This window comes from Rhodococcus sp. SJ-2 (assembly GCF_053750035.1).
This window is the reverse complement of record NZ_CM132340.1, coordinates 4,232,399-4,257,850: the sequence shown is the minus strand read 5'-3', so window position 1 is coordinate 4,257,850 and position 25,452 is coordinate 4,232,399. Positions and strand designations below refer to the sequence as shown.

The window sequence follows — 25,452 nt, the reverse complement described above, 5'->3', positions numbered from 1 at the left end:
TGGGTTCCGAGCCCGGATTCCGGCCTCGGAACGACACTTTCGTCACTCACGGCAGCGCGACCATGCCGAACTCGGCGGGAGTCGCCATCAGGTCGTGGTGCGGGAGTACCCGGACGGTGTAACCGACCGCACCCGAGAGCGGCAGCGGCACGTCGACGGTGAACTCTTCCCCGAGCGGATCGGAGCCGGAGTGTTTCATCGCCACCGTCACCGTGTCCGTGAGGGTGTCGTCCGATCCGACCTTGCCGAACACCGCCTGTACCTGCACATCGTCGGGCGACAGTCCGCCGAGTTGGACATGGGCGATCAGGCCGAGACTCGATCCGATGACGGGGCTTTCCGGCAGTCCGTGACTGTCGACCTGCGCGACCCGCACCGCCGGCCATGCGGAGTCGATACGGTGCCGGTAATCGGCCAGCGCCTTGGCTCCCGCGAAGTCGTCGGCGACAACCACGCGCGCCGCCTCCGCAGCGGGTGTGTAGTAGTCGACGGCGTAGTCGCGCACCATGCGTGATGCGAGGACCTTGGGTCCGAGCTTCTCGAGGGTGTGACGCACCATCTCGATCCATCGGGTGGGCACGTCGTGATCATCGCGCTCGTAGAAGCGCGGCAGTACCGAGCGTTCGAGCAGCTCGTACAGGGCTCCGGCTTCGAGGTCGTCGCGTCGCACGTCATCGACGCCGTCGGCGGTCGGGATGGCCCACCCGTTCTCGCCGTCGAACATCTCGTCCCACCATCCGTCGCGGATGGACAGGTTCAGTCCGCCGTTGAGTGCCGATTTCATGCCCGACGTTCCGCATGCTTCGAGCGGGCGCAGCGGGTTGTTGAGCCATACGTCGCATCCCCAGTACAAGAAGCGCGCCATCGACATGTCGTAGTCGGGCAGGAACACTATGCGGTGCCGCACGTCGTGCTGGTCGGCGAAACGCACGATCTGCTGGATCAGGCCCTTGCCTCCGTCGTCGGCGGGATGGCTTTTACCTGCGACGACGAGCTGCACGGGCCGTTCCTCGTCGAGCAGCAGGGCGCGCAACCGTTCGGGGTCGCGCAGCATCAGTGTCAGCCGCTTGTAGGTGGGCACGCGGCGCGCGAAGCCGACGGTGAGGGCGCCCGGATCGAAGACGGTGCTGACCCAGCCGAGCTCTGCCTCGGTGGCGCCGCGTTCGAGCCACGAGTTGCGCAGACGGCGTCGAACCTCGTCGACGAGCTGTCCGCGCAGCACGTTGCGGGTGGACCACAGTTCGGCCGGGTCGACGCTCTGCAGCAGCTCCCAGCCGCGGGCTTCCTCGACGCGATCCGGTCCGGCGAGCCGGTTGGCGAGGGTGATCCATTCGCGGGCGGCCCAGGTAGGTGCGTGGACGCCGTTGGTCACCGACCCGATAGGCACCTCGGCGGCATCGAATCCGGGCCACAGCCCTTCGAACATCCCGCGGCTGACCTCACCGTGCAGTCGGGACACGCCGTTGGATCGCTGTCCGAGACGCAGACCCAGATGGGCCATGTTGAACACGTGGGGGTCGTCCTCGCGACCGAGCGCAAGGATCCGGTCGACCGGCAGGCCCGGCAGCAAAGCCGATTCGTTCTCTCCGTTGGGACCCGCGAAGTAGTGACGAACGAGATCGACAGGGAAACGGTCGATGCCCGCGGGCACCGGGGTGTGGGTGGTGAACACGGTTCCGGCGCGCACCGCGACCAACGCTTCGTCGAAATCCAGGCCGGTGGTGGTGACGAGTTCGCGGATTCGTTCCGCCCCGAGGAACCCGGCGTGGCCCTCGTTCATGTGGAATACCTCGGGATCGGGAAGCCCGTGGATGCGGGTGTAGGCACGCACGGCCCGTACCCCGCCGATGCCCGCGAGGATCTCCTGTTTGATGCGGTGGTCCTGTCCGCCGCCGTACAAGCGATCGGTGACCTTGCACATGTCCTCGTCGTTGCTCGCGATGTCGGAATCGAGGAGCAGCAGCGGCACGCGGCCCACCTGCGCGATCCACACCCGTGCATCGAGGGTGCGGGCACCGGGCACGTCGACACGCACGAGTGTCGGCGTGCCGTCGGATTCGGTGAGGAGCCGCAGCGGTAACCCCTGGGGGTCGTACGACGGGTAGTGCTCGAGCTGCCAGCCATCGGCGCTCAACGACTGTTTGAAGTAGCCGGAGCGATACAGCAATCCGACGCCGATGAGCGGTACTCCCAGATCGGAGGCGGCCTTGAGGTGGTCGCCTGCGAGGATGCCGAGCCCACCCGAGTAGTTCGGAAGGACCTCGGTGACACCGAATTCCATCGAGAAGTACGCGATGCCCTCCGGCATAGCGGTGCCGCGTTCGCGTTGGAGTTGGTACCAGGCCGGGCGCGACAGGTAGTGGTCGAGATCCGCGGCGGCTGCGTCGAGGCGCGCAAGGAATTCACTGTCGGTCGCCAATGCATCGAGACGCGACGGTGCGATCTCACCGAGCAGTCGGACCGGATCCTCGTCGACCTTCGCCCACAGCTCAGGGTCGATGGAAGCGAACAAGTCCTGTGTCTGCGGGTGCCACGACCAGCGCAGATTGGTTGTCAGTGCCTCCAGCGCGGCGAGCGGCTCGGGCAGATGGGCTCGGACAGTGAACCGACGCAAGGCTTTCACCCCGCGAATCCTACCCAGGTTCTCGTGTGTGCGACGGGTCCTGTTGCGGCCCCCTCAATTGACGTGACCCACGGGTCGACCGATCCGGACAGATGCTGCAAAGGGGGTGTTTCGCCCTTCCGGCATGCATGACCGGAACTCTGGGGTCGCCTGGAATAGGGTTGTGGTCGTACACCCCACGGTTCATTTCGGCGCGGGCCGCCCGCCCGCCCCAGCGAACGGAGAACACGTGACAGGTCGTCTCGCCATCGACGACGTTCGGCCCGCGATCGACGGCGGGAGGTACCCGACCAAGGCTGTCGCCGGTGAGGTCGTCCCTGTCTCGGCGGTGGTGTGGCGCGAAGGCCACGACGCACTCGCGGCGACGCTGGCGGTGCGCGGTCCGGCCGCGGACCCCGAGACCATGGGCAAGCTCGTGCGGATCCCCATGGCACCGGGCCGCGAACCCGACACGTTCAACGCGGTGTTCACCCCGACCAGCCCTGGCAGATGGACTTACCGTATCGAAGCCTGGAGCGATCCGATCGGCACGTGGCGTCACGCCGTCGAAGCGAAAATCGATGCGGGCCAGGGGCCGGAGGATCTGGCCAACGACCTGGAGATCGGCGCCCGGCTGTTCGAGCGCACCGCCGAGGCGGCTCCCCGCGGGAGCCGGCCGGCGCTGCTCGCAGTATCCGCAGCGCTACGGTCGCATCGCACACTTCCCGAACGTGTCGCGCCTGCCTACTCTGCCGACGTCACCGAGGTCCTCCGCGCGCATCCACTGCGCGAGCTCGTCACCCGCGGTCGCGCGTACACGGCGATCGTCGAGCGGCGCCGCGCGCTGTTCGGTTCGTGGTACGAGTTCTTCCCCCGGTCCACGGGGGGCTGGAACGATGACGGCACCCCGCGGCACGGCACATTCGCGACAGCAGCTGCCGACCTTCCGCGCATCGCCGCGATGGGGTTCGACGTGGTGTATCTGCCGCCGATCCACCCGATCGGCAAGATCAACCGGAAGGGCCCGAACAACTCGTTGGTCGCGGGACCCGACGATGTCGGATCGCCCTGGGCGATCGGATCAGCAGAAGGCGGCCACGACGCCATTCACCCCGACTTGGGTACCGAGGAGGATTTCCGCGACTTCGTCACGCGTGCCCGCGAACTCGATCTCGAGGTTGCCCTCGATCTCGCGCTGCAGTGCGCACCGGACCACCCGTGGGCGCAGTCGCATCCCGAATGGTTCACGGTGCTGCCCGACGGAACGATCGCATATGCGGAAAACCCGCCCAAGAAGTACCAGGATATCTACCCGATCAATTTCGATCTCGACCGCGACGGCATCTACGCCGAGGTGCTACGTGTGGTCCGGCACTGGATCGCGGCGGGCGTACGCATCTTCCGGGTCGACAATCCGCACACGAAGCCACCGGACTTCTGGGAGTGGTTGATCGAGGAGGTCCGCAAGAGCGATCCGGATGTGGTGTTCCTCGCCGAGGCGTTCACCCGCCCCGCACGAATGTACGGTCTCGCGCGCCGGGGCTTCGCGCAGTCCTACACGTATTTCACGTGGCGGATCGCGAAGTGGGAGCTCACCGAGTTCGGGTTGGAGATCGCAGCCAAGGCGGACGAGGCGCGGCCGAATCTGTTCGTCAACACCCCCGACATCCTCCACGAGTCGCTGCAGCACGGCGGTCCAGGAATGTTCGCCCTGCGAGCAGCGTTGGCCGCAACCCTTTCTCCGACGTGGGGTGTGTACTCAGGTTACGAACTGTACGAGCATGTTCCGCTGCGACCCGGCAGCGAGGAGTATCTCGATTCGGAGAAGTACCAATTGCGTCCGAGGCGGTTCGACGACGCCCGCCGTCGCGGGGAATCCCTCGAGCCATGGCTGACCGAGCTCAATCGGATCCGGCGGGCGCATCCGGCGCTACAGCAGCTCCGCAACATCACGTTCCACCACATCGACAACGACGCTCTGATCGGGTACTCGAAGTTCGACCCGACGACCGGCGATACGGTGCTCACCATCGTCAACCTGAATCCGTATGCCGCGGAGCAGGGCACGATCTGGCTCGACATGCCCGCCCTCGGCCACGACTGGCACGACCATCTGCCGGTGTACGACGAAGTGAGCGGCGAGCAATACCACTGGGGCCAGGCCAATTTCGTACGGCTCGAACCGTGGCGATCGGTCGCTCACATCCTGGTGTTGCCCCGCATCGGAGTTCCCGTCCGCACAACTCTCGCGTACAGGAGGCAACCGTGACCGTGCCGCCGTCATCACCGGAGCCCACACCGGAGCGTGGTCGAGCTACGCCCCCGCGCGACCGGTCGAGCACGTCCGCGCCGCGTCACGCGCCGCATCCCGACGAGCTGGCACGCCTTGCAGCCGGCGAGCACCACGATCCCCATTCGATCCTCGGTGCGCATCCGCACCCTGAGGGCACAGTGTTCCGGGCGTTGCGGCCCGGTGCACAGAAGGTCGAAGTGCGTGTGGGGGGAACGGATCATCCTCTCGAATCGGTCGGACACGATGTGTTCAGCGCGTTGCTTCCGATACACGATCCCGCCGATTACCGGTTGGTCGTGACATATCCGTTCGATCACACAGTGGTCGTCGCAGACGGGTACCGGTTTCTGCCCACTCTCGGCGAACTCGATCGTCATCTGATCAGTGAAGGTCGGCACGAGCGGTTGTGGGAAGTCCTCGGTGCCCGTCCCCGCTCGTACGACACTCCCGACGGCACGGTCACCGGAACGTCGTTCGCGGTGTGGGCTCCAGGTGCTCGGGGTGTGACGGTGATCGGCGAGTTCGACCTGTGGGGCGGTGGTACCGCTCCGATGCGCGTTCTGGGGTCGAGCGGTGTGTGGGAGTTGTTCGTGCCCGGTGTCGAGCCGGGTCAGCTGTACAAGTATCGCGTCCACGGGCACGATGGTTCGATCCGCGACAAGGCCGATCCCATGGCATTCGCCACCGAGGTGCCACCGGCGACCGCGTCGGTGGTCACACGCAGCTCGCACGAGTGGCGCGATGAGCAGTGGCTCGCCGCGCGCGCCCAAGCCCAGCCCTGGCAGGAACCGATGAGTGTGTACGAGGTGCATCTCGGGTCGTGGCGTCCGGGACTGACGTATTCCGAGCTCGCCGACCAGCTGGCCGAGTACGTGCGGGAGACCGGTTTCACCCATGTGGAACTCATGCCCGTCGCCGAGCATCCGTTCGGTGGGTCGTGGGGTTACCAGGTCACCTCGTACTACGCGCCGACAGCGCGGTTCGGGACACCCGACGAATTCCGCGGGTTCGTCGATCGACTGCACGCCGCGGATGTCGGCGTGATCATGGACTGGGTGCCCGCGCACTTCCCGAAGGACGAGTGGGCACTTGCCCGTTTCGACGGCACCCCCCTCTACGAACACGCCGATCCCCGGCGCGGCGAACAGCTCGATTGGGGCACCTACGTGTTCGACTACGGGCGTAAGGAGGTGCGCAACTTCCTCGTCGCGAACGCGCTGTACTGGATCGAAGAGTTCCACATCGACGGATTGCGAGTCGACGCCGTGGCGTCGATGCTCTATCTGGACTACTCCCGGCCCGAGGGCGGCTGGACCCCGAACGAATTCGGTGGACGCGAGAACCTCGATGCCGTCGCGTTCCTGCAGGAACTCAACGCGACAGTGCACAAGCACCATCCCGGTGTCGTGACGATCGCGGAAGAATCCACGGCGTGGCCCGGTGTGACGCGGCCGACGAATGTCGGGGGGCTCGGGTTCTCGATGAAATGGAACATGGGCTGGATGCACGACACCCTCGGGTATCTGATGCACGACCCGGTCCACCGGACTTTCCACCACCACGAGATCACGTTCTCCCTGATGTATGCGTGGAGCGAGCATTTCGTGCTGCCGATCAGTCACGATGAGGTCGTCCACGGCAAGGGCACGTTGTGGACGCGCATGCCCGGCGACGACCGCACCAGAGCTGCCGGGTTGCGCGCGATGCTCGCGTACATGTGGTCGCATCCCGGGAAACAGTTGCTGTTCATGGGACAGGAATTCGGACAGGTCGGTGAGTGGTCTGAGGAGCGCGGTCTCGACTGGTGGCAGCTCGACGATCCACACACCGGAGCACTGCATACCGGTATCCGCACGCTGGTCGCCGATCTGAACCGCATTTACCGCCACCACCCGGCGCTGTACACGCTCGATACCACCCCCGGCGGGTATTCGTGGATCGATGCCAACGATGCCCACAACAATGTGCTCAGCTTCCTGCGCTACGGCAGCGACGGTTCGGTGATCGCGTGCCTGTACAACTTTTCGGGCAGCATCCACGCCGACTACCGTGTGGGGCTGCCGGAGCCGGGTGCCTGGGAGGAAATTCTCAACACGGACGCGACCGCGTATCAGGGAAGCGGCACAGGTAATCTCGGCGCGGTGATCGCCACGACGCATTCGTGGCACGGTCGCCCGGCTTCGGCTCGGGTGACGCTTCCGGCGCACGGCGCGCTCTGGCTGTCGCCGCGGCGGTGATCGCCGGCAGCGACTGATGGAGAATGGTTCGACGTGACACGACGACGCCGATGGTTCACCCCGGTACTTCCGGCTCTTGCGGCTGTCCTGGTGGCCGGTTGTACGCAGCAGGTCTCGGGAACAGCGGTGTCGATCTACGACAATCCGTTCACCGTCGCAGGTCTACCTGTGGTGTCGGGCCCGACCGGGCCACGCAGCGGTGTCCCCGATGCCGACGTGACGATCGAGAACACCGATGGCGGTGAGATCGACATCCTTGCGGGCAACGCGATCGCCGACCTCGAGGAGTACTGGAGGCAGGAGTACAGCGCGGTCGCGCGAGGCGACTTCGAACCGGTCGGCACGATCATCTCGTGGGATCCCTCCGAGCGTCGCGGCCCCCGTTTCTGCGGCGAGTCCACCTATGACTTCATCAATGCGGCGTACTGCAGCGGTGGGGACGTCATCGGCTGGGACCGCGCCTACCTCATGCCGCAACTCGTCGAGGACTTCGGCCCCATGTCGGCGGTCACCGTGCTCGCCCATGAATACGGGCATGCCATCCAGTACTCGGCGGGGATCGTTGGTGACGATGATCCCGGCATCGTGTTCGAGCAACAGGCGGACTGTTTCGCCGGGGCCTTCATGCGACATGTCGCCGAGGGCGACTCCGAGCATTTCGAACTCAATACTGCGGACGGCCTCAACAAGGTCCTGGCGTCGATGGTGTTGTTTCGCGACAGCGACCCGAACGATCCGGATTCGATCCACGGATCCGCGTTCGAACGCGTAACGGCGGTGCAGATCGGCTTCACGGACGGCGCCGCGACCTGTCCGCGTATCGATGCAGGAGAGATCGAATCCCGGCGTGCGGATCTGCCCCAGTATTTCGACAGCATCGACGACGGCGAACTACCTGTGACTGCGGAGTCGGTCGAGACCATCTTCGAGTCGTTCCACCACGTGTTCGATCTCGAATCGCCTCCCGAACTGGAACTGTCGGGTGCGGATCTCGGCTGCCCGGACGCGAAGACGACGGTGCCGGTGTCGTACTGTCCGGCAACGAACACCGTGGGGGTCGACCTCGAGGAACTCGCCGCGGTCGGCACCCCGGATAGTTCACGACGCGACGGTTTCAGTGCCGATGTGCGCGGTGACTACAACGCCTACGTCCTTGTCGCGTCCCGGTACGCGCTCGCGGTGCAGCAGGATGCGGGCCAGGGTCTCGCAGATGCCCGGACCGCCTTGCGTGCTGCATGCCTGTCGGGGGTGATCAGCGCGGCCTTGAGTCCTTCGAGCACCGTCGCCTCGGAACTCGACTCGGACGCCGAGATGGTGTGGCTCTCCCCTGGGGATCTCGACGAGGCCGTGTCCGGATTGCTCCGCGACGGCCTCGCGGCGAGCGATGTCAACGGCAACACCGTGCCTAGTGGGTTCGCGCGGGTTGATGCGTTCCGCACCGGGGTCCTCGGCGGCGAGAACTCGTGCACCGGCCGCTACCGCTGAGACAGCGGCCGGTGAGTCCTCGTCGCGAAGGGATGGAGTCGCGAAGGGATGGAGTCGCGAAGGGACTGGTCAGTAGAGCGCTGCCGCAAGCTTGCGACGTGCAGCCACCACGAATGGCTCCGCCGTGTCGAACAGCTCGAACAGCTCCAGTAGCCGTGTGCGTGCTGCAGTGCGGTCGTCGCCGGCGCTGCGCTTGACGAAAGCGATGATCCGCTCGAAGGCCGCCTCGGGGTCCTGCGCGGACAGTTCGGCGTCGGCCGCAACGAGTTGCGCCTCGAGATCTGCGGGAGCAGCATCCGCACGCGCTATCGCATCCGCAGGAATGCCCTGGGACCGGGCCAGGAATTTCACCTGCCGTAGCGCGGCCTTTGCATCGGCATTGTCGGGCTCGGAGTTGAGAATCAGGTTGTACGCGGCTTCGGCGCCCTCGAAGTCGCCCTGCTCGAGAGCCTGTTCGGCAGTGGTGAAACGCGGATCCGCGGGCTGCTCGGCCGGCTCACCTTCAGCAGAGGGCGGGCCCGACAACTTGCCTTCCACAGCCTGGGCGATCGCCTCCAGCCACTGTCGCAGAGCCGGTTCGGGTTGGACGCCTTGGAAGTCTGCCAATGGCTGCCCTGCGGCAATCGCAACGACGGTCGGTACCGACTGGACTCCGAAGGCCTGGGCGATCCGAGGGTTGGCGTCGACGTCGACCTTGGCGAGCACCCACGCGCCTGCGGCCTCGGTGGCGAGCTTCTCGAGAAGTGGCGAGAGTTGTTTGCAGGGCTCGCACCAGGTGGCCCACAGGTCCACGATGACGGGCACCTGGGTCGAGCGCTGGAGCACTTCGGTTTCGAAGGTGGCCTCGGTGACGTCCACGATCGGCGGGAGTGCACCTTGCGTGCCGTCACCGGAGGGGGGTGGAGGAGGCGGCGTGGCAGCCCTCTCTTTGAGGGGCGCGAGATCCACCGCGCCGGACAGCGCCGCGGCCGCGGCGGCGGAACGTGAAGGACGGGAACCGGGTCGAGTCACGCCTTCCAGTTTGGCATGCCGCGGCCGCTGAAGCTGCGGACGGTCAGACGGTGGCGGGTGCGTCCTTGCGGCTACCGGGCTCGGAGAGTTCCGCGAGGCGGCCGGTCTTGACGGCCCAGCGCTCGAAGACGATGGTGCCGAACGGCGGGACACTCGACACGAGCGCCAGGAACGTGGTCTTGATGTCCCACTTCAGCGCCCACGCGGTGATGAAGGTGACGACGACGAACAGCATGAATCCGGCAATGCCGTGCACCATGCCGGGGATGCGGATGGCTTCCTCGTACCCGAGAACCCATTTGAAGAACATCGCGATCAGCAGGGCCAGCCAGGTCACGGCCTCCCAGATGGCCACGAGGCGGAACCTCTTCGCGGGAGTGGACAGGTCGAAGATCGTCGTCATAAGGGCCATTGTGCCCATTAATCTACGACGACTCGTAGTGGAGTGAGAGACATCACGGCCCTCGACGCTGGACGTCGAGGGCCGTGAGGGGTTCGAGTTCGAGGATCAGGCCTTCGGCACCCGTACGATCAGCGCGTCGCCTTGCCCGCCACCACCGCACAACGCAGCCGCACCGATGCCGCCGCCGCGGCGCTTCAGCTCCAACGCGAGATGCAGCGCGATGCGGGCGCCGGACATACCGAGCGGGTGTCCGAGTGCGATCGCCCCACCGTTGACGTTGACCTTGCCAGCATCGATGCCGAGCTCGCGAGCCGATGCGATACCCACTGCGGCGAACGCCTCGTTGATCTCCACGAGATCGAGATCCGCGGGGGCGATGCCCTCGCGGTCACACGCCTTGGCGATCGCGCGGGCCGGCTGCTGCTGCAACGTCGAGTCGGGGCCTGCGACGACACCCGACGCACCGATCTCCGCGATCCAGCTCAGACCGAGCTCCTCGGCCTTGGCCTTGCTCATCACGACCACCGCTGCCGCACCGTCCGAGATCTGGGATGCCGAGCCTGCGGTGACAGTGCCGTCCTTCGCGAACGCAGGACGCAACTTGCCGAGCGATTCGACGGTGGTGTCGGCGCGGATGCCCTCGTCGGTGGCGAATACGATCGGATCGCCTTTGCGCTGCGGGATCGACACGGGCACGACCTCGTCGTCGAACAGACCGTCCTTCCAGGCACGCGCCGCATTCTGGTGCGAGGCCGCGGCGAACGCGTCCTGCTCCTCACGAGAAACGAAATCGGAATCGGCATTCGCCGATTCGGTCAGCAGTCCCATCGCCTGGTCGGTGAAGATGTCGTGCAGACCGTCGTAGGCCATGTGATCGCGCAGAGTGACATCGCCGTACTTGAATCCGGCGCGGCTCTTCTCGAGCATGTGCGGGGCCTGCGTCATCGACTCCTGGCCGCCTGCGACGACGATGTCGAACTCGCCCGCGCGGATCAATTGATCGGCCATCGCGATGGCATTGAGGCCCGACAGACACACTTTGTTGATGGTCAGAGCTGGTACATCCATCGGGATGCCTGCGGCAACAGCGGCTTGACGTGCGGGGATCTGGCCGGCGCCTGCAGTGAGCACCTGGCCCATGATCACGTAATCGACCTTCTCCGGCTCGACCCCGGCTTTGTCCAGGGCGCCTTTGATGGCGACACCGCCGAGATCGGCTCCCGAGAAGTCCTTCAACGAACCCTGCAGGCGGCCCATCGGTGTACGGGCTCCAGCGACAATGACAGAACTGCTCACGGGAAATGTCCTCCGAATAGACAATGCGGATGCTCACTCGGTGGGATACCTGGGACCCGATATGAGCTTGACCAACGGTACCGCTACCGTCAGAGGTATGACCGAGACCTCTCCCACATCGTCGCCTGTCGCGGCAGCTCTGTCCTCCGGGCTCGTCACGGCGATCGACCACGTCGGCATCGCCGTCCCCGATCTCGACGCCGCACTCACGTGGTACGCCGAGAACGTCGGGCTCGTGTCCACGCACGAAGAGATCAACGAGGAGCAGGGTGTCCGGGAGGCCATGCTCTCCGTTCCCGGCAGTCCCGACGGCGCCACCCAGATCCAGCTGCTGGCCCCGCTCGACGAGAACTCGACGATCGCGAAGTTCATCGACCGTAGCGGCCCCGGGTTGCAGCAGCTCGCTTACCGGGTCACCGACCTCGATGCGATCTCCACGCACCTGCGTGAACAAGGCGTGCGGCTTCTGTACGACGCACCGCGCCGCGGCACCGCCGACTCGCGGATCAACTTCCTGCATCCGAAGGATGCCGGTGGCGTTCTGGTGGAGCTCGTCGAGCCCGCCGCGAACTCCGCTCACTGACCCGATGCGTGGGTAGCTCCAGCACTGTGGTGCTGGAGCTGCCCAAGTGATTCCGGATTCGAGCGGGTAGATTGGCTTCATGGTCTTCGATCGTGATCGCGCTCCCAGTCACCTGCCGTTCTCCATCGTGCGGAAGGGCTTCGACCGCGACGAGGTGACCAACTACTTCGCCCGATTCGAAGCCGAGCTCCGCGTGACGGCAACCGACCGCGACGCGGCATCCGCACAGGCCCGGGATCTGGCCCGTCAGCTGGAGAATGCACGGAACGAGATCGACGATCTGCGCAAGGACGTCGATCGCCTCTCGGTTCCTCCGACCACCGCCGAAGGCATGAGCGACCGCATCTCCCGGATGCTCCGATTGGCATCCGACGAAGCGTCGGAGCTTCGAGCCCGCGCTGAGAGTGATGCCGCCGAGATGGTCTCTCTCGCCGAGCAAGAAGGCATTCGTCTCCGCGGTGATTTCGAGAAGCGACTCGAGGACCTCGAGAATCGGCGCCTCGCCTGCGAGGAAGAACACTCCCGCACGATGGCTGCCGCGCGCGCCGAAGCCGACCGGATCATTGCCGCCGCGCGCGCCGAAGCCGACCGTCGTGCCGCCGAGGCCGAAAGCAAGCGCGAGCAGGTGCAGCAGGACTTCGAGATCACGATGTCCGAACGCCGGTCGAAACTACTCGGTTCACTCGACGAGCTCGAGCGCTCGAGCAAGGGCGAAGCAGAGCGTCGCCTCGAACAGGCCACCTCCGAAGCGAGCCGACGCCTCGCGGTGGCCACCGAGGCCTCCGAACGCAAGATCGCGAACGCCAAGGGGCTCACCGAGGAATTGCTCGTCATGCGGGGACGCATTCTCGGCCAGCTCGATGCCGTCCGTGAACAACTCGACGGCGTACCCGACATGCTCGCGGCGGTAACCGAGGAAACCGACCTCCTTGCCCGCAACCTCTCGGACGACACCGCAGCACCGTCGGATGCCGGGGACGACTCGTCCGCCCAGCCCGCACCGAAGGCCGAGCCCGACAGTGCCCAGCGCGGAGGCAACAACGGCGACCCCGGCACCACGAACTCGGGACCGGGGTCCGGCAAGCCCGGCGCCCGCACCGAAAAGAGCGCGAGCAACAGCACGGACTCGAGCGAAGCCGAAGCACGCGTGAGCGATCGAGGCACAACGCCGAAGGCTCCGAAGCAGACTCAGCAGCCCGCTCCGGCCCGAGGCGAGTCTCCGCGTCCCGGTGGCAGTGGCCGTTCGCCTGCGGTGGCGAGCAGAGTACGGCGGTAGTCGCAACCACGCCGGGTCCAGGATCGCCGTCAGGTCAGGACCGCCGTCGGGTCAGGACCGCCGTCGGGTCAGGACCGCCGTCGGGTCAGGACCACCGTCGGGTCGGCCCCCGCCGTGCGCGGGCCGACCAGCATCCGTTGTGCCAATGCCGACGATCATCGGCGCCGCCGGGAACGTCGGTCGACCACGCCACGATGTGGGGCGTCCCGGGCGCGATCTCGTGGTCGCATCCCGGACAGCGATACAGCTTCGTCGCTCGCGACCCCGGCACCGTCCGCACCGTGAACTGTTCGGACTCCGCACCGGCAGGTCCCGACTCGGACCGCGTGGTCGCCCAACCGAACGACGACTCCGAGCCCGACGACTCAGCGTCCGCCTTTGAGTGTTTGCGCGACGCATGAGGACGATTCCGGCGTGGCATGGCTCAGAACAGCCGGAATTCGGTGCTCTCGGTCCCCCGCAACGCCTCGTAATCGAGTACCAGGCAGCGGATACCGCGATCGGTCGCGAGCGTCTTGGCCTGCGGCTTGATCTGCTGGGCGGCAAACACTCCGCTCACGGGCGCGAGAAGCGGATCCCGATTGAGCAGTTCGAGATAGCGCGTGAGCTGTTCCACCCCGTCGATCTCGCCACGCCGCTTGATCTCGACCGCGACGGTAGCGCCGTCGGCATCGCGGCAGAGTAGGTCGACAGGGCCGATGGCCGTAGGAAACTCGCGGCGCACCAGACTGTATCCCGCACCGAGGGTTTCCACATGTTCGGCGAGCAGTTCCTGCAGGTGCGCTTCGACGCCGTCCTTGATCAGGCCCGGATCGACTCCGAGTTCATGGCTCGAGTCGTGCTCGATCTCCTCGATGGTGATGCGCAACTGCTCGCCGGCCTTGTTCGTGACCACCCAGAGCGCCTCGGCATCCTCCTCTGGAGCCTCTTCCGACAACCAGCACGGCGGGCTCATCCAGTTGAGGGGTTTGTAGGCACGGTCGTCGGCATGCACGCTCACCGACCCGTCCGCTTTCACCAACAACAATCGGCGTGCGGTGGGAAGGTGTGCGGTCAGACGTCCGATGTAGTCGACACGGCAACGAGCAATCACTAGGCGCACAGAGCCCACCCTAAAGGATGACCTCGTCTACGCTCGAACGACCATGTCAGCACGCAACAGCCGTACCGCGCCGCTCGGTTCCGCGATCCTGGGACAGCCGGAGGAGCCGGTCCGGCGACTCCGAATTCGGGTCCAGTCGTTGCTGACTCTCTCGCTGGCAGGCACTCACATCGTCGGCGCATTGATCGCAGCGACCCTCATCAATGTCGTGATCCCCGGGCCGTCGTTGCTCACCTCGGAGTTTCTCATTGTGATCGCCGTCCTCGCCCCGGCGTATGTGGTCGTGGCGATCGTGGTCGGGACCATTCTCGGCACCCGCTACGGTGTGGATCATCTGGGCTGGGCTCTCGACGGCCGTCGTCCCACCGCCCGAGAGCAACGGACAGCCCTGAATCTGCCGCTGCGGATGACCCTGCAACAGGGTTTGCTCTGGGTCATCGGGCTGGTCCTGTTCACCACGTGTCTCGGGATAATCGATCCCGACACTATTCCCAAGGTGTCCATCACGATCCTGCTCGCCGGAACCACCGTGTGCGGATTCGTCTACCTGTTCACCGAATTCGCGCTTCGGCCGATCGCAGCAAGGGCGCTCGAGGCAGGGGCACCCCGACGTCATCGCTTTGCCGGAACCACCGGCCGGGTGATGCTCGCGTGGGCCCTCGGCAGCAGTATCCCCGTGATCGGACTGATGCTCATCGCGGTGTTCAGTTTCATTCGGCCGGTAACCCCGGTCCGTTTCGCTGTGACCATCCTCGCGCTCGGCAGCATCACCCTGCTCGTCGGTTCGTTGCTGCTGTTCCTCAGCGTGCGCTCGAGTATTGCCCCGATCGAATCGGTGCAATACGGCATGTCACAGATCGAGAAAGGCGACCTGGACACCAAGATCGTGGTGTACGACGGGACCGAACTGGGCGAACTCCAGGCCGGATTCAACCGTATGGCCGATGGATTGCGGGAACGCGAGCGCATCAGAGAGGTCTTCGGTAGGCACGTCGGACGAGATGTCGCAGCCGAAGCTCTCGAGAGCGCAGACATCCTCGGCGGCGAGGAGCGTGATGTCGCGGTGCTGTTCATCGACATCGTCGGGTCTACGGCCCTGGCAAGCGAGCGGCCCCCTGTCGAAGTCGTCGCCTTGCTCAATCGCTTCTTCGCGGTGGTCGTGGAGGAAGTCCACCGCGCCGGTGGGTCGGTCAACAAGTTCGAGGGTGACGCGGCGCTGGCGATCTTCGGTGCACCGCTGCGGGTCGACGATGCGTCGGGTCGTGCGTTGCGGACCGCTCGCACGATGGCACATCGACTCGCAGCCGAGGTCCCCGAGTGTCGCGCCGGGATCGGGGTCGCGGCAGGTCGGGCGGTCGCGGGAAACATAGGTGCCGCAGAACGTTTCGAGTACACCGTCATCGGCGACCCGGTGAACGAGGCGGCGCGTTTGTCCGACCTCGCGAAAACCGTGCCGGGCTACGTCCTTGCATCGAGTCGCGCCCTCGACACCGCCACGAGCGACGAGGCATCCGAATGGACCGTGCAGAACGAAATCACATTGCGCGGCCGGGCAGAGGCCACTCGGCTGGCAGTACCGGCCGAGTGACCTCGATCCCTCACTCCCCTGCGAGGACTGCGTCGAGAAACTTGCGTGTCCGCTCCTCTGTCGGATTGGTGAAAATGATCTCGGGCGGTCCCTGTTCGATGATTCGCCCCTTGTCGAACATCAGAACACGGTTGGAGACGTCCCGAGCGAAGTGCATTTCGTGCGTGACGATCAACATCGTGATATCGGTGGTGTCCGCGATCTGCCGCAGAACGTCGAGCACGTCGGCGACCAGCTCCGGGTCGAGCGCTGATGTCACCTCGTCGAGCAGCAGGATGTCGGGATCCATCGCCAGTGCGCGGGCGATGGCCACGCGCTGCTGTTGACCACCCGACAGCTGAGTCGGGTGCGCTCTCTCCTTGTCGGACAGACCCACCATCGCGAGTAGTTCGCGCGCCCGAGCTTCCGCGTCGGCCTTCTTGCGACCCAGCACGTGGATGGGCGCCTCGGTGAGGTTCTCCATGACGTTCATGTTCGGAAACAGGTTGAAATGCTGAAACACCATGCCGATGCTCTGCCGCACTTTGCGCAGATGCTTCTCGGAAGCGGGAACAAGCTTCGTTCCCTTGCGTTCGTGGCTCAACGGCTCTCCCTTGACCCACACCACGCCGCCGTCGACTTTCTCCAAGGTCATGAGAAGCCTCAGGATCGTGGTCTTTCCCGAGCCACTCGGCCCGATCAGGGTCACTCGGTCGCCGGGGGCGACATCGAAGTCGAGGTGGTCGAGCACGACGTTGTCGCCGAACTGCTTCACTACGGATTCGAACCGGATCATCGGCTCGTCCGACGTTCCGCCACTGGATGGATCCGCACCTCCACCGGTGTCCTTGGTCAGATCAGTAGGCAAGGCGACGCTCCAATCGGCGAATCAGCAATGAGGTCGGGTAGCTCGCAATCAGGAAGATCAATCCGGCCAATGTCAACGGCTCGAGATACTGGAAATTCCTGGCACCGAACTGCTGTGCTGCAGTGACCATCTCGACCACGGAAATGGTGAAGAGAAACGGCGTGTCCTTGAACATCGAGACTGCGTAATTTCCCAGCGCAGGAACCACCCGGCGTACGGCCTGCGGCAAGATGACCGCCCGCCACGTACGGATGCTCGGCAACGACAACGCCCTTGCTGCCTCCCACTGCCCCACAGGTACGGCTTCGATCCCAGCCCGATACACCTCGGCCATGTACGTCGCGTAATGGATGCCCAATACCGTGATACCGATCTGCAGCGCACTGAACTGCGGAAGCATGTAGTACACGAAGAGCAACTGGACGACCAACGGTGTGAGGCGAATGAACTCGACGACGGCGCCGAGCACCATCGACAAGGGACGCGGCAGACTTCGTCGGGCGATTGCCACGACCAAGCCCAACACTGCGGCGAGAACGAAACCGAGGACGGTGGCGAGCAGGGTTATCTTGAATCCTTCGAGCAACACCGGAAGCGCATCCCAGGCGCGTTGCCAACTCCAGTCGACGGTCATGTCTTCACCTCCTCGGGCTTGTCGATCACCGGTGCGAGGCCGAAGATCTCACGCATCGATGGACCTGTCCCCAGCCTGCTCTTCGCCCGTACCTCGAGCGCATTCATCAACAGTGTCAACGCATATCCCACAATGAAGTACAAGACGAGCCCGACACCGAAGGCAAACAGGGTGTCGCCGGTGGTGCGACGTAACTGCTCGATCTCGAAGGTCAGGTCCTGCAAGAGGATATAGCTTGCGAGCGCTGTCCCCTTGAGCAGCTGGATCAGCAAGTTCGTCAGCGGTGGGATCATTTCAGCCCATGCTTGCGGAAAGATGACTCTCCGAAGACGTTGCCAATAACTGAAATTCAGCGCTGTCGCGGCCTCCCATTGCGGACGCGGGACCGACGCGATCGCGCCGCGCACCACTTCCGCACCGTACGCACCGTAGTTCAACGACAGTGCGAGGATGCCGCACACGATCGGCTCGAGCCGGTAGCCGAACAGCGGCATGACATAGAAGAACCAGAACAACTGCACCAGAAGCGAAGTGCCCCTGAAGAACTCGATGACAATCCGGGAACTCCCCCTCAGGACCAGGTTCTTCGCGCCGGCCGCCAACCCGAAGGCGACGGCCAGCAGGAACGCGAAGAACGCACTACCGATCGTGAGGTAGAGAGTGACCAGGATTCCATCGAGTATTCGAGGAAACGCACTGGTCAGCGCCTCGATCTTCGAACCGAAATCCATTCTGGCGAACCCGCTCTCAGGAGACGCCCTCGCAGAGCATCGCCGTGGTCAGTTCCGGATCGGGCAATTCCTCTTCGGTGAAACCGAATTCACCGACGATCGACAGGTACTTGTCCTTGTCCGACGTGATCTTCTGAAGCTCCTCGTTGTAGGCGTCGCGAAGTTCTTCGTCGCCCAAGCGGAAGACGGTGCCGCCCGCACCGACCTGAGGCACTCCGTCGATCTCGGCAACGAATGACTGCGTGACGTCGACCGGTGCCGACTCGTTGTTCTGCTTCATCCAGTTGAGCGAGATACCGGTGAGAGCGAAGACATCGGCACGACCGTTGATCACCGCATCCATGCCGTCCTGCGCGGATGCGACCTGCATCGCGTCGATTCCCGACTCCGCGGCATAGTCCGACTCGATCGCGCCCGTCATGACCGCCAGGCTGGCGCCCGCGTCGCTGATCGACTGGATGTCCGACAGGTTCTGAGGATTGCCCTCAGGCACCATCAACGCTGTCGTGTAGTTGAACTCGGGCTCGCTGAACAGCGCCTGCTCGCATCGCTGCGGCAGGATGGACATGCCGGCACTGACGACGTCGAACCGACCCGCTTGGAGACCGGGAATGAGCGCACCGAAGTCGGTGGCGACGCCTTCCACGTTCTCGATACCGAGGTTCTTGAAGATCTCACGGTGAAGTGCAACGGTCGCGCCGGTGAGTTCACCGTCCTCCATGAAGCTGTACGGGGCCTCGCCGGCGAATCCGACAGTGACAGTTCCGGCCTCTCGCAAGCTCTCGAGGGACGTCCCACCCTCCGTACTTCCGGTGTCCGTACTGGTACAGCCGGCAATCGACGCACCGACCAATCCCAGTCCGGCAACACCAGCGGCGAACTTCACGGCCGCGTTTCTACCAAGTCGCATACTCATCGTCCCAATCCCTTTCGTCGTCACTAGGAACGACCCGGGAGGATCCGTACCGCCTTGCAGCACGACCCAACGGATCTGCCCAGCGGACGTTACCGACAGAAAGAGTCAAACCGGAAACCAGAATCGCGTTGTTACCATCTCGTAACCTACGCGGAGGCTGCAGCGCGGACCGGGACACGGAACTGTTCAGACAACACGAAGGGGGACCCACAAAGTGAGTCCCCCTTCGGAACGGGTGCACGGCGGCGACCTACTCTCCCACACCCTGACGAGTGCAGTACCATCGGCGCAGACAGGCTTAGCTTCCGGGTTCGGAATGGGACCGGGCGTTTCCCCATCGCTATAACCACCGTAACTCTATGAAACACTGCAACACCCCACACCCACACAATGGATACGAAGCATGTGCTGTCTCAGACACCGCACAGTGGACGCGTAACACCTTCATGATAAGTCCTCGGCCTATTAGTACCAGTCACCTCCACACATTACTGCGCTTCCAGTTCCGGCCTATCAACCCGGTGGTCTGCCGGGGGCCTTACCCCAATAAAGGGTGAGAAACCTCATCTTGGAACAGGCTTCCCGCTTAGATGCTTTCAGCGGTTATCCCTTCCGAACGTAGCCAACCAGCCATGCCCCTGGCGGGACAACTGGCACACCAGAGGTTCGTCCGTCCCGGTCCTCTCGTACTAGGGACAGCCTTCCTCAAGTTTCTTACGCGCGCGGCGGATAGAGACCGAACTGTCTCACGACGTTCTAAACCCAGCTCGCGTGCCGCTTTAATGGGCGAACAGCCCAACCCTTGGGACCTACTCCAGCCCCAGGATGCGACGAGCCGACATCGAGGTGCCAAACCATCCCGTCGATATGGACTCTTGGGGAAGATCAGCCTGTTATCCCCGGGGTACCTTTTATCCGTTGAGCGACACCGCTTCCACATGCCGGTGCCGGATCACTAGTCCCGACTTTCGTCCCTGCTCGACCTGTCAGTCTCACAGTCAAGCTCCCTTGTGCACTTACACTCAACACCTGATTGCCAACCAGGCTGAGGGAACCTTTGGGCGCCTCCGTTACATTTTAGGAGGCAACCGCCCCAGTTAAACTACCCACCAGGCACTGTCCCTGAACCCGATCAGGGCCCGAGGTTAGACATCCAATACGATCAGAGTGGTATTTCAACAACGACTCCACAAACACTGGCGTGCCCGCTTCACAGTCTCCCACCTATCCTACACAAACCGAACCGAACACCAATACCAAGCTATAGTGAAGGTCCCGGGGTCTTTTCGTCCTGCCGCGCGTAACGAGCATCTTTACTCGTAATGCAATTTCGCCGAGTCTGTGGTCGAGACAGCAGAGAAGTCGTTACGCCATTCGTGCAGGTCGGAACTTACCCGACAAGGAATTTCGCTACCTTAGGATGGTTATAGTTACCACCGCCGTTTACTGGGGCTTAAATTCTCAGCTTCGCCACCACAAGGGCAGCTAACCGGTCCTCTTAACCTTCCAGCACCGGGCAGGCGTCAGTCCGTATACATCGTCTTACGACTTCGCACGGACCTGTGTTTTTAGTAAACAGTCGCTTCTCTCTGGTCTCTGCGACCCCACCCAGCTCACACCGTAAAGGCGATCACCAGACGAGGTCCCCCTTCTCCCGAAGTTACGGGGGCATTTTGCCGAGTTCCTTAACCACAGTTATCTCGATCGCCTCAGTATTCTCTACCTGACCACCTGTGTCGGTTTGGGGTACGGGCCATGTGAAAGCTCGCTAGAGGCTTTTCTCGGCAGCATAGGATCACTGAATTCACCACAACGGCTACGCATCACCTCTCAGGCACATGAGTGGCGGATTTGCCTACCACTCGCCCTACAGGCTTACACCGGCTATTCCACCAGCCGGCCCAGCTACCTTCCTGCGTCACCCCATCGCTTGACTACTACCACCGAAGGTCCCGTGCATCCACACACCCATCCCCCGAAGGGAACAGACCTGCTTCAGGACGGTTAGTACCAGTGATTCATCAGGGGCGCGTTCACACGGGTACGGGAATATCAACCCGTTGTCCATCGACTACGCCTGTCGGCCTCGCCTTAGGTCCCGACTCACCCTGGGCGGATTAACCTGGCCCAGGAACCCTTGGTCATTCGGCGGACGAGTTTCTCACTCGTCTTTCGCTACTCATGCCTGCATTCTCACTCGCATGGCCTCCACAACTAGTTCACACTGCTGCTTCCACGGCCACACGACGCTCCCCTACCCATCCACACCACTGCACAAGTTTCCGCAGAAACAAGCGTGTGTCATGCGAATGCCGCGGCTTCGGCGGTGTACTTGAGCCCCGCTACATTGTCGGCGCAGGACCACTTGACCAGTGAGCTATTACGCACTCTTTCAAGGGTGGCTGCTTCTAAGCCAACCTCCTGGTTGTCTCAGCGATCCCACATCCTTTTCCACTTAGTACACGCTTAGGGGCCTTAGCCGGCGATCTGGGCTGTTTCCCTCTCGACTACGAAGCTTATCCCCCGCAGTCTCACTGCCGCGCTCTCACACCCTGGCATTCGGAGTTTGGCTGACGTCAGTAACCTTGTAGGGCCCATCGGCCATCCAGTAGCTCTACCTCCAGAGTGAAACACGCGACGCTGCACCTAAATGCATTTCGGGGAGAACCAGCTATCACGGAGTTTGATTGGCCTTTCACCCCTACCCACAACTCATCCCCTCAGTTTTCAACCTAAGTGGGTTCGGGCCTCCACGACGTCTTACCATCGCTTCACCCTGGCCATGGGTAGATCACTCCGCTTCGGGTCTAGAACATGCCACTGCACCGCCCTATTCGGACTCGCTTTCGCTACGGCTACCCCACACGGGTTAACCTCGCGACATGCCACTAACTCGCAGGCTCATTCTTCAAAAGGCACGCCATCACCCACCAGCCACCAAAGACTGCACAGGCTCTGACGGATTGTAAGCGCACGGTTTCAGGTACTATTTCACTCCCCTCCCGGGGTACTTTTCATCTTTCCCTCACGGTACTAGTCCGCTATCGGTCACCAGGGAGTATTCAGGCTTATCGGGTGGTCCCGACAGATTCACACCGGATTTCACGGGCCCGGTGCTACTTGGGTATTCACATCAACAGTCACAGCGTTTTCGTCTACGGGATTCTCACCCTCTACGACAGGCCGTTCCAGACCACTTCGACTAACACCATGATTTCTTACTGTTGGCCGACTCAGCAGCGCCGACACAATGAACCCCACAACCCCACAAGTGCAACCCCTGCCAGGTATCACACACCCATGGTTTGGCCTCTTCCGCGTTCGCTCGCCACTACTGACGGAATCACATATTGTTTTCTCTTCCTGTGGGTACTGAGATGTTTCACTTCCCCACGTTCCCTCCACACGCCCTATATATTCAGGCGCGGGTAACACGACATCACTCGTGCTGGGTTTCCCCATTCGGAAATCCTCGGATCACAGCTCGGTTGACAGCTCCCCGAGGCATATCGCAGCCTCCCACGTCCTTCATCGGCTCCTGGTGCCAAGACATCCACCGTACGCTCATAAACACTTACAACAAAGATGCTCGCGTCCACTGTGCAGTTCTCAAACAACACACAACAACCCCTACCGGAACCCACCCTGAAGGCGGAAAACTTTCGCAGGTCATCGTCGCTGATCAAACACAAACAACGTGTTCTCTCAGGACCCAACAGTGCACCGATATAACCCCTCGAATTCGCCACAGTGGACAAACCCGGATGAGAAGTACTTGTCAGCGTTCCACCCATGAGCACCACCGGACAACATGTGTATCCGTAATGGCTCTGCCTGCTCCCCCGACACCAACGTGTCGATCCGAGACAGGAGATGCTCCTTAGAAAGGAGGTGATCCAGCCGCACCTTCCGGTACGGCTACCTTGTTACGACTTCGTCCCAATCGCCGATCCCACCTTCGACGGCTCCCTCCCACAAGGGGTTAGGCCACCGGCTTCGGGTGTTACCGACTTTCATGACGTGACGGGCGGTGTGTACAAGGCCCGGGAACGTATTCACCGCAGCGTTGCTGATCTGCGATTACTAGCGACTCCGACTTCACGGGGTCGAGTTGCAGACCCCGATCCGAACTGAGACCGGCTTTAAGGGATTCGCTCCACCTCACGGTATCGCAGCCCTCTGTACCGACCATTGTAGCATGTGTGAAGCCCTGGACATAAGGGGCATGATGACTTGACGTCGTCCCCACCTTCCTCCGAGTTGACCCCGGCAGTCTCCTGCGAGTCCCCACCATTACGTGCTGGCAACACAGGACAAGGGTTGCGCTCGTTGCGGGACTTAACCCAACATCTCACGACACGAGCTGACGACAGCCATGCACCACCTGTATACCGACCACAAGGGAAACCACATCTCTGCAGTCGTCCGGTACATGTCAAACCCAGGTAAGGTTCTTCGCGTTGCATCGAATTAATCCACATGCTCCGCCGCTTGTGCGGGCCCCCGTCAATTCCTTTGAGTTTTAGCCTTGCGGCCGTACTCCCCAGGCGGGGCGCTTAATGCGTTAGCTACGGCACGGATCCCGTGGAAGGAAACCCACACCTAGCGCCCACCGTTTACGGCGTGGACTACCAGGGTATCTAATCCTGTTCGCTACCCACGCTTTCGCTCCTCAGCGTCAGTTACTGCCCAGAGACCCGCCTTCGCCACCGGTGTTCCTCCTGATATCTGCGCATTTCACCGCTACACCAGGAATTCCAGTCTCCCCTGCAGTACTCGAGTTTGCCCGTATCGCCTGCAAGCCCGCAGTTGAGCTGCGGGATTTCACAGACGACGCGACAAACCGCCTACGAGCTCTTTACGCCCAGTAATTCCGGACAACGCTCGCACCCTACGTATTACCGCGGCTGCTGGCACGTAGTTGGCCGGTGCTTCTTCTCCAGGTACCGTCACTTGCGCTTCGTCCCTGGTGAAAGAGGTTTACAACCCGAAGGCCGTCATCCCTCACGCGGCGTCGCTGCATCAGGCTTTCGCCCATTGTGCAATATTCCCCACTGCTGCCTCCCGTAGGAGTCTGGGCCGTGTCTCAGTCCCAGTGTGGCCGGTCGCCCTCTCAGGCCGGCTACCCGTCGTCGCCTTGGTAGGCCATTACCCCACCAACAAGCTGATAGGCCGCGGGCTCATCCTGCACCGAAAAACTTTCCACCAAAAACCATGCAGCCTTTGGTCATATCCGGTATTAGACCCAGTTTCCCAGGCTTATCCCGAAGTGCAGGGCAGATCACCCACGTGTTACTCACCCGTTCGCCACTAATCCACCCAGCAAGCTGGGCTTCATCGTTCGACTTGCATGTGTTAAGCACGCCGCCAGCGTTCGTCCTGAGCCAGGATCAAACTCTCCGTTAAAGACTCTAGAAACACCTCGAAAGGCGAATCAGTCAAAGACATCGAGCCAAATCACTAGCAAAAAAACTCAAACTAGCAAAAACACTGACCACCACAGACGGAAGAATGTGATGATCAGCAAATTCGACCACCGAACATCATCGGTGATCGCACCAAAATAATTGGCACTGACATTCATCGGCACACTGTTGAGTTCTCAAAGAACACGCACACACCTTTGATCCCGGACCGTTGTCCGTTTTCTCGGGGGTTACTTGTTCGTTCTCACAACCACTTTCGGAAGCGGTGCGGCCTCCAACCTTACCAGAAGATTGATGGCCGGTGAAACTTTCAGGCGCCTTCGTCCAACCTCGTTGTCCCTGACCTTGCGGTCCGGGTCGGTGTCCGTGTCGCTCTGACCTGGATTAAGTTACGCGACTGTGAACGGACTGCCAAACCCGCTGGTAGGGGAGTTTTCATCCGGTATTCACCCAGGTCAGACGTGCGATACCGGTCCGCACGCGGGCAGATCGCAATTCGTGACACGCAGCACAGCGCTGCGGTAGGTCCCGGCGAGGAAACCGACGTGCGACGAACGACCCGATAGCGCAGGGGATTTCGATGTTCAACGGACGTGGCGCACTTCAACCCACGACCGAACCAGCCGAAGGCTCGGTGGAAGCTCGGGCCTGTCTCACAGAAGCCGGCCACACCTCACACCATCGCAGCCGAACGTTCGGTCTCGCCTGCCGCTCTCCCACCGACTTCGCACGTCGCCACTGGTTCGACGCATCGAAGGCTTCGCGCGCTCTCGGCTGACGTGGGTTTGATCGCGGAGCAGGTTTCGTCGTGCACCAAATGGGTGTAACCGGCATTTCCGTACAACTCCGACGCAAAGATCTCGGCGAGTCCTTCGGCGATCATGTGTTCGCCGACGGTCACCATGTGGGGGACCCACAGGACCCCCGCTTGCTGCAGCGGCGAGCGCTTCGACACCGTCCCTGAGTGCTTTCTCGATACGGGTCCACACTTCACCGAGGAAGTCGGCCCTTACGGCAAGGTC

17 protein-coding genes and 3 rRNA genes are annotated in these 25,452 nt (G+C 62.8%); 6 read left to right on the top strand and 14 right to left on the bottom strand.

Annotated elements, in window-relative coordinates:
• Positions 1–46: 46 nt before the first annotated feature.
• The gene (gene glgP / locus ACSYG9_RS19960) at positions 47–2,623 is read right to left on the bottom strand and encodes an alpha-glucan family phosphorylase (protein ID WP_440124142.1); all 2,577 of its coding nucleotides are present in this window, start codon (positions 2,621–2,623) and stop codon (positions 47–49) included.
• 229 nt (positions 2,624–2,852) lie between these two features.
• Here glgP and ACSYG9_RS19955 point away from each other — a divergent pair, with 229 nt between their 5' ends.
• The 3 genes from ACSYG9_RS19955 (at position 2,853) to ACSYG9_RS19945 (ending at position 8,617) form a co-directional block, all read left to right on the top strand.
• Positions 2,853–4,871: an alpha-1,4-glucan--maltose-1-phosphate maltosyltransferase gene (locus ACSYG9_RS19955; RefSeq protein WP_454839680.1), complete on the top strand. Its 2,019-nt coding sequence runs from the start codon at positions 2,853–2,855 to the stop codon at positions 4,869–4,871.
• Between the two features lie 107 nt (positions 4,872–4,978).
• Positions 4,979–7,132 (top strand): 1,4-alpha-glucan branching protein GlgB, encoded by a 2,154-nt coding sequence (gene glgB, locus ACSYG9_RS19950; protein ID WP_454843009.1) that lies wholly within the window; start codon positions 4,979–4,981, stop codon positions 7,130–7,132.
• 33 nt (positions 7,133–7,165) lie between these two features.
• Positions 7,166–8,617: a metallopeptidase gene (locus ACSYG9_RS19945; protein ID WP_454839678.1), complete on the top strand. Its 1,452-nt coding sequence runs from the start codon at positions 7,166–7,168 to the stop codon at positions 8,615–8,617.
• A 69-nt stretch (positions 8,618–8,686) separates the two neighbouring features.
• Here the strand turns inward: ACSYG9_RS19945 and ACSYG9_RS19940 are convergent, their stop codons facing one another.
• The 3 genes from ACSYG9_RS19940 to ACSYG9_RS19930 all read right to left on the bottom strand — a co-directional run bounded on the left by ACSYG9_RS19940 (position 8,687) and on the right by ACSYG9_RS19930 (position 11,327).
• Positions 8,687–9,577, bottom strand: coding sequence for a tetratricopeptide repeat protein (locus ACSYG9_RS19940; RefSeq protein WP_454843008.1), 891 nt, complete (start codon positions 9,575–9,577; stop codon positions 8,687–8,689).
• 94 nt (positions 9,578–9,671) lie between these two features.
• A complete protein-coding gene (locus tag ACSYG9_RS19935; protein WP_440124139.1) occupies positions 9,672–10,031 on the bottom strand; it encodes a DUF3817 domain-containing protein in 360 nt (119 codons plus the stop codon).
• Positions 10,032–10,136: 105 nt separating this feature from the next.
• Entirely contained in the window at positions 10,137–11,327 is a 1,191-nt protein-coding gene (locus ACSYG9_RS19930; RefSeq protein WP_454839676.1) for an acetyl-CoA C-acetyltransferase, read from the bottom strand.
• 97 nt (positions 11,328–11,424) lie between these two features.
• On the opposite strand from ACSYG9_RS19930, the gene mce reads away from it, so the two are divergent.
• Complete coding sequence (mce, locus tag ACSYG9_RS19925; RefSeq protein WP_454839674.1) at positions 11,425–11,910, top strand: methylmalonyl-CoA epimerase; 486 nt, start codon at positions 11,425–11,427, stop codon at positions 11,908–11,910.
• Positions 11,911–11,989: 79 nt separating this feature from the next.
• Positions 11,990–13,186, top strand: coding sequence for a hypothetical protein (locus tag ACSYG9_RS19920; RefSeq protein WP_454839672.1), 1,197 nt, complete (start codon positions 11,990–11,992; stop codon positions 13,184–13,186).
• Positions 13,187–13,271: 85 nt separating this feature from the next.
• Here the strand turns inward: ACSYG9_RS19920 and ACSYG9_RS19915 are convergent, their stop codons facing one another.
• The gene (locus tag ACSYG9_RS19915; RefSeq protein WP_454839670.1) at positions 13,272–13,607 is read right to left on the bottom strand and encodes an ATP/GTP-binding protein; all 336 of its coding nucleotides are present in this window, start codon (positions 13,605–13,607) and stop codon (positions 13,272–13,274) included.
• A 3-nt stretch (positions 13,608–13,610) separates the two neighbouring features.
• The gene (gene nucS / locus ACSYG9_RS19910) at positions 13,611–14,288 is read right to left on the bottom strand and encodes an endonuclease NucS (RefSeq protein ID WP_440124134.1); all 678 of its coding nucleotides are present in this window, start codon (positions 14,286–14,288) and stop codon (positions 13,611–13,613) included.
• 43 nt (positions 14,289–14,331) lie between these two features.
• Between nucS and ACSYG9_RS19905 the strand changes: the two genes are divergently transcribed.
• Complete coding sequence (locus ACSYG9_RS19905; protein WP_454839667.1) at positions 14,332–15,876, top strand: adenylate/guanylate cyclase domain-containing protein; 1,545 nt, start codon at positions 14,332–14,334, stop codon at positions 15,874–15,876.
• Between the two features lie 10 nt (positions 15,877–15,886).
• Here the strand turns inward: ACSYG9_RS19905 and ehuA are convergent, their stop codons facing one another.
• The 8 genes from ehuA to ACSYG9_RS19865 form a co-directional block, all read right to left on the bottom strand.
• On the bottom strand, positions 15,887–16,651 hold the full coding sequence (ehuA, locus tag ACSYG9_RS19900) for an ectoine/hydroxyectoine ABC transporter ATP-binding protein EhuA (protein WP_440127731.1): 765 nt from the start codon (positions 16,649–16,651) through the stop codon (positions 15,887–15,889).
• A gap of 61 nt (positions 16,652–16,712) precedes the next feature.
• The gene (ehuD, locus tag ACSYG9_RS19895; protein ID WP_440124132.1) at positions 16,713–17,357 is read right to left on the bottom strand and encodes an ectoine/hydroxyectoine ABC transporter permease subunit EhuD; all 645 of its coding nucleotides are present in this window, start codon (positions 17,355–17,357) and stop codon (positions 16,713–16,715) included.
• Positions 17,354–18,088 (bottom strand): ectoine/hydroxyectoine ABC transporter permease subunit EhuC, encoded by a 735-nt coding sequence (ehuC, locus tag ACSYG9_RS19890; RefSeq protein ID WP_440124131.1) that lies wholly within the window; start codon positions 18,086–18,088, stop codon positions 17,354–17,356. Before ehuC ends, ehuD begins: the two co-directional genes overlap by 4 nt.
• 16 nt (positions 18,089–18,104) lie before the next feature.
• Positions 18,105–19,004 carry an ectoine/hydroxyectoine ABC transporter substrate-binding protein EhuB gene (ehuB, locus tag ACSYG9_RS19885; RefSeq protein WP_440124130.1) on the bottom strand — a complete coding sequence of 300 codons (900 nt, stop codon included), beginning with the start codon at positions 19,002–19,004 and terminating at the stop codon, positions 18,105–18,107.
• Between the two features lie 237 nt (positions 19,005–19,241).
• Positions 19,242–19,358: ribosomal RNA gene (gene rrf, locus ACSYG9_RS19880) — 5S ribosomal RNA — on the bottom strand.
• Positions 19,359–19,449: 91 nt separating this feature from the next.
• A 23S ribosomal RNA gene (locus tag ACSYG9_RS19875) occupies positions 19,450–22,584 on the bottom strand.
• A gap of 304 nt (positions 22,585–22,888) precedes the next feature.
• Positions 22,889–24,410, bottom strand: a 16S ribosomal RNA gene (locus ACSYG9_RS19870).
• The 16S, 23S and 5S rRNA genes sit together here, the layout of an rRNA operon.
• A 693-nt stretch (positions 24,411–25,103) precedes the next feature.
• A complete protein-coding gene (locus tag ACSYG9_RS19865) occupies positions 25,104–25,385 on the bottom strand; it encodes a DUF2268 domain-containing putative Zn-dependent protease (protein WP_440124129.1) in 282 nt (93 codons plus the stop codon).
• Positions 25,386–25,452 lie beyond the last annotated feature (67 nt).

What these genes read in the sequence shown, in the direction of transcription:
- ehuC (WP_440124131.1), bottom strand. Translation starts at nt 18,088, where the DNA reads ATGGATTTCGGTTCGAAGATCGAGGCGCTGACCAGTGCGTTTCCTCGA.
- ACSYG9_RS19920 (WP_454839672.1), top strand. Translation starts at nt 11,990, where the DNA reads ATGGTCTTCGATCGTGATCGCGCTCCCAGTCACCTGCCGTTCTCCATC.
- ACSYG9_RS19935 (WP_440124139.1), bottom strand. Translation starts at nt 10,031, where the DNA reads ATGACGACGATCTTCGACCTGTCCACTCCCGCGAAGAGGTTCCGCCTC.
- ACSYG9_RS19905 (WP_454839667.1), top strand. Translation starts at nt 14,332, where the DNA reads ATGTCAGCACGCAACAGCCGTACCGCGCCGCTCGGTTCCGCGATCCTG.
- ACSYG9_RS19915 (WP_454839670.1), bottom strand. Translation starts at nt 13,607, where the DNA reads ATGCCACGCCGGAATCGTCCTCATGCGTCGCGCAAACACTCAAAGGCG.
- ehuA (WP_440127731.1), bottom strand. Translation starts at nt 16,651, where the DNA reads ATGATCCGGTTCGAATCCGTAGTGAAGCAGTTCGGCGACAACGTCGTG.
- ehuD (WP_440124132.1), bottom strand. Translation starts at nt 17,357, where the DNA reads ATGACCGTCGACTGGAGTTGGCAACGCGCCTGGGATGCGCTTCCGGTG.
- ehuB (WP_440124130.1), bottom strand. Translation starts at nt 19,004, where the DNA reads ATGAGTATGCGACTTGGTAGAAACGCGGCCGTGAAGTTCGCCGCTGGT.
- mce (WP_454839674.1), top strand. Translation starts at nt 11,425, where the DNA reads ATGACCGAGACCTCTCCCACATCGTCGCCTGTCGCGGCAGCTCTGTCC.